Source organism: Halomonas sp. PBN3 (assembly GCF_000475415.1).
Taxonomy (GTDB): Bacteria; Pseudomonadota; Gammaproteobacteria; order Pseudomonadales; family Halomonadaceae; genus Halomonas; species Halomonas shengliensis.
Window position 1 is genome coordinate 1 of sequence record NZ_AXCA01000093.1, and the last position, 5,240, is coordinate 5,240.

A 5,240-nucleotide genomic window follows, 5' to 3' on the forward strand; every position below is an offset into this window, starting at 1 on the left:
GGGACCGGCGGGCCGAATAGGCAAGCCGCACCAGGGGCAAACGTGCTATCGTCTCGACCATCGACACGGCCGGTGATCACAAGGAGAACGCCATGTCCTCTTCCGAAATCCAGAAGACACGCGTCATCAACGAGTTGCGTGGCTTCATCAAGAAGCTGCTGCAGGACCCGAAGATCCTCGAGCAGTCCCTCGAGGTAGCGCGCCGCCACCTGCCGGAGGGCAGCTCCTCCGCGGTGATGGCACGCATCGCCAACGAGATCTCCGACACCACCAGCGTGCATATCCCGGAGGATCCCGCCGAGCACTCCGAGGCCGACAAGCTGTTCCTGGAGCTGCTGCGCGAGGTGGTCAACGAGGAGCAGGCACTCTACTGACACGCCTCCACCCCGGAGACCATGACGCCCGGCCCCGGCCGGGCGTCGTCGTGTGTGCGAGAACCGGCTCTGGTACAATGACAAGCCATTATTTTGACTAGAGTTATACAAATTCTCGCCTCATGTACTATCTGCTCAAGCTGTTCCCCGAGATCACCATCAAGTCGCGCTCCGTGCGCCGTCACATGACCCACTGCCTGACCGCCAACGTGCGCAACACCCTGAAGCCGCTGGATGCGCGCATCGGGGTGCGCGAGGCGTGGGACCTGCTCAGGGTTACCCTGCCCGAGCCGGCCGCCCCGGGCCTCGCCGAGGAGGTGGAGGCACGCCTGGTACGTCTCCCCGGCATCCAGGAGGTGCAGGAGGTACGCGAGGTGGACTTCGCGACCCTCGAGGAGATCGCCGAGTCGGTGGTGCCGCGCTGGCGGGAGCGGATCGCCGGGCGGCGCTTCCGGGTCTCGGCCAAGCGCCGGGGTAGTCACGCCTTCACCTCCGCCGACATGGAGCGCCACCTGGGGGCGGCGCTGCTGGCGGCGGCACCCGACGCCCGGGTCGACCTGACCCGCCCCGAGGTGGACGTCACGGTGGAGGTGGCCGAGCGCCGCCTGCGCCTGATCGACCGCCGCCTGCCCGGCCTGGGCGGCTATCCGCTGGGCCTCCAGGGGCAGGCCATGGCGCTGATCTCCGGCGGCTACGACTCCCCGGTGGCGGCCTGGCGCATGATCCGCCGCGGCATCAAGACGCACTTCCTGTTCTTCAACCTCGGCGGCCCGGAGCATGAGCGCGGCGTACGCGAGGTCACCCACCACCTGTGGCAGCGCTACAGCCTCTCGCACCGGGTCAACTTCATCTCGGTGCCCTTCGAGCCAGTGGTCGGCGAGATCCTGCGCCAGGTGCCGGACGGCATGATGGGCGTGGTGCTCAAGCGCATGATGGTACGCGCCGCCTCGCGCATCGCGCGCCGCCATCGGGTGCCGGCGCTGGTCACCGGCGATGCCATCGCCCAGGTCTCGAGCCAGACGCTGACCAACCTCTCGCTCATCGACGACGCCAGCGATCTGCCGCTGCTGCGCCCGCTGCTGACCGAGGACAAGCAGGCGATCATCGCCCAGGCGCGCGAGATCGACACCGCCCGGTTCGCCGAGAACATGCCGGAGTACTGCGGCGTGATCTCGCGGCGCCCCAACACCCGTGCCCGCCGCGACCAGATCGCCGAGGCGGAGGCCGGGTTCGACTTCACCGTGCTGGATGCCGCCATCGAGGCCGCCGAGGTCACCCGCAGCGACCGGCTCGCCGAGCCCGAGCCCGCCCCTCGGCCGGACGCGGCACTGGCCGAGGCCGGCGCCGGCGACGCGGTCAGCGTGATCGACATCAGGGCACCGGCGGAGCGCGAGGCGGCGCCGCTCCGCCTCACCGCCGGTCGCTGCCTCGAGATCCCCTTCTACGAGCTCCAGCAGCGCGCCCCCGAGCTGCCCGACGACCGCCGCTACTTCCTCTACTGTGACCAGGGGGTGATGAGCCGCATGCAGGCGCTCCACCTGCACGACCGTGGCCTGACCCACTTCGGCGTCTACCAGGCGTCCTGAGTCCGTTGAATTCGCCGCCGCAGGAGCCGCGCAAGCGTCTACGCTAGAGGGAAAGCTACCTTTCGTTACAGAAGGGTCACCTCGGGAGCGAAGACCATGGGCAGGCACCGCCATCCGCCACCCCCGCGGGCCCCCGGCAGCGGCGAGGTCCTGCTCGACCCGGCATGGCCACGGACGCCCCGGGTACCCGATACGCTCGCGGCCAAGCCCCGCCGGCGTCGCCGCTGGCCCTGGCTGCTGCTGATCCTGATGCTTGCCGCCGGCGCCGTGGCCGGCCTGGTGGTGGCCGAGGTGCGCTCCTCCGAATGGCAGTCCCGCGAACTCTCCCGCTACGCCGCGGGGCTCACCTATACCCTGGCCCCCGGTCCCAGCGACCGCTGGCAACCGCCACACCACGGCCCCTTCGATGAACGACTGGGCTACACGCGGCTGCCCGACTTCCAGCGCCGCCTGCTGCAGCGCGACTTCACGGTCGAGGCCCAGGCGCGTCTCTCGCCGGCGATGATGCGCTACGTGGCGCGCGGCTTCTTCCCGCCCTACCAGGAGAAGACCCGGGCCGGTCTGGATCTCGAAAGCTGCAGCGGCGCGCCCCTCTACCGCTTCCGCCAGCCGGGCCACCACTACGCCGACTTCGACGCCGTTCCGCTGCTGGCGCTGGCGATGCTGCTGTTCATCGAGGACCGCGGCCTGCTCGACACCGAGAGCCCCCATGCCAACCCGGCGGTGGACTGGCCACGCTTCGCCCGGGCGGCCCTCTCCCAGGTCGGCGAGGCGCTGGACCTGCCCGGCCAGTCCGCCGGCGGCAGCACCCTGGCCACCCAGATCGAGAAGTATCGCCACTCCCCCGGCGGCCTGACCCACTCCCCCACCGAGAAGCTGCGCCAGATGGTCTCGGCCAGCGTGCGCGGCTACCGCGACGGGCCCGAGACCCTGACCCAGCGTCGCCGCATCGCCCTGGACTACCTCAACAGCGTGCCGCTCTCCGCCGCCCTGGGCCACGGCGAGGTCCACGGCCTGGGCGACGGGCTCGCGGTGTGGTTCGGCGCCGACGTCGCCGCCACCAACCGCCTGCTGCGCGAGGCCTTGGCGACTGACGCCCCCGGCGCCGAGCACGGCCTGGCCGTGCGTCGCACCCTGGCGCTGATGATCGCCCAGCGCCGGCCCAGCGGCTACCTGATGACCCGCCGCGACGCCCTGGAGGAGCTCACCGACGCCCACCTGACGCTGCTCGCCCGGGAGGGTCTGCTCTCCCCGGCGCTGCGCGACGCCGCCCTCGGCCAGCGCCTCGGCTTCCGCGACTTCGGCCAGGACCCGATCCGCCCGCGGGTCGAGGGCGGCAAGGCGCTGCAGGTCGCCCGTACCCGGCTCGCCGGCCTGCTCGGCCTCTCGCTCTACGAGCTGGACCGGCTCGACCTCGCCGCCACCACCACCCTCAATGTCCCGCTACAGGAGGCGGTCACCGACCACCTCCACCGCCTGGCCGACCCCGGCTTCGCCGCCGAGCAGGGCCTGCTGGGCGAACGCCTGCTGGACGCCGACGGCGTGGGCGCGGTGCGCTACAGCTTCACCCTGCTGGAGCGCCAGCCCGAAGGCTTCGCGGTGCGGGTGCAGACGGACAACGACCACCAGCCCTTCGACCTCAACCAGGACAGCAAGCTGGAGCTCGGCTCCACCGCCAAGCTGCGGGTGCTGGCCAGCTACCTAGAGATCGTCGCCGAGCTCTACGCCGAACACGCCGGCCAGGACCCCGCGGCGCTGCGTGCCCTGCCGGTGGATCGCCATGACGCCATCCGCCGCTTCGTGATCGATCGCCTGGCGGCCGACCCGGCGCTCTCCCTCGAGGCACTCCTCGGCGCCGCCATGCAGCGGCGCTACTCGGCAAGCCCCCACGAAACCTTCTTCACCGGCGGCGGGCAGCACACCTTCAGCAACTTCAGCCGCCGGGACGATCGTCGGCGACCGACCCTCGAGGAGGCGCTGCGCAACTCCCTCAACCTGCCCTTCGTGCGCCTGATGCGCGACCTGGTGCGGTTCACCATCCACCAGGAGGCGGGACGCCGGCAGATGCTGGAGGACGACGACGACCCGCGGCGCCTCGACTACCTGCAGGGCTTCGCCGACCGCGAGGGACGGGTCTTCCTGCAGCGCTTCTGGCGCAAGTATCGCCACCTGGATACCGCCGGGCGGCTCGAGGCGCTGCTCGGAGGCCTCCGGCCCGATGCCCGCCGCCTGGCCGCGGTGTTCCGCTACCTCTACCCCGAGGGCGACGCCATGGCCCTGACCGCCTTCCTCGCCGAGCGTCTGGGCGAGCGACGCCGCCTCGACATCGACCTCGCCGCCCTCCACGAACGCAGCGACCCCAGCACCCTGAGCCTCTCCGACCAGGGCTATATCGCGGGGGTACACCCCCTGGAGCTGTGGCTGGTGGGCTTCCTGGTCGACCGCCCCGACGCCGACTATGCCGACGCCGAGCTGGCCAGCCGAAACGCCCGCCAGGAGGTCTACGGCTGGCTGTTCCGGACCCGCCACCGCGGGGCGCGAGACTCGCGCATCCGCACCATGCTCGAGGCGGAGGCCTTCCTGGAGCTCCATCGCCGCTGGCAGCGGCTGGGTTACCCCTTCGACCACCTGGTGCCGTCGCTGGCCACCGCGCTCGGCAGCTCCGGCGACCGCCCCGCCGCCCTGGCAGAACTGGTGGGCATCATCCTCAACGACGGGGTGCGCCCCCCCACCCGGCGCATCGACTCGCTGCACTTCGCCGCGGACACCCCTTACGAGACCCGCTTCGTGGCCGACGCCACCCGCGCCCGGCGGGTGATGGCGCCGGAAGTGGCCGCCACCCTGAGGCGGGCACTGGCGGGCGTGGTGGAGGGCGGCACGGCGCGTCGCCTCAAGGGTGGCTTCCGGCTCGATGACGGCAGCACCCTGGCGCTGGGCGGCAAGACCGGCACCGGCGACAACCGCTTCGTGACGGTTACCGCCAGCGGCCAGGTGGTACGTTCCGAGGCGCGCAGCCGCACCGCCACCTTCGTCTTCTATCTGGGTGACGATCACTTCGGCACCCTCACCGCCTATGTCCCGGGCGGCGAGGCCGACGCCTTCGAGTTCACCTCCGGGCTGCCGGTGCAGGTGATCAAGGGCATGGCCCCGCTGCTCACCCCCTACCTCGCCCCCGGCGAACAGACGCGCTGCCACCCCGCCGCCACCCCCGAGCCGCTGATGGCCGACGATACCAGGCAGGATAACGACGCCTCGTGAGACCCAGGGCTATCGCAGATAG

3 protein-coding genes are annotated in these 5,240 nt (G+C 71.3%); all 3 read left to right on the forward strand.

All coding sequences use genetic code 11. The features are described from left to right. Positions 1-92: 92 nt before the first annotated feature. Entirely contained in the window at positions 93-374 is a 282-nt protein-coding gene (locus tag Q673_RS23515) for a hypothetical protein (protein WP_023005105.1), read from the forward strand. Between the two features lie 122 nt (positions 375-496). Further along, on the forward strand, positions 497-1,960 hold the full coding sequence (gene thiI, locus Q673_RS23520; RefSeq protein ID WP_023005106.1) for a tRNA uracil 4-sulfurtransferase ThiI: 1,464 nt from the start codon (positions 497-499) through the stop codon (positions 1,958-1,960). Between the two features lie 96 nt (positions 1,961-2,056). Further along, complete coding sequence (locus tag Q673_RS23525) at positions 2,057-5,218, forward strand: transglycosylase domain-containing protein (protein ID WP_023005107.1); 3,162 nt, start codon at positions 2,057-2,059, stop codon at positions 5,216-5,218. The last annotated feature ends 22 nt before the right edge of the window (positions 5,219-5,240 follow it).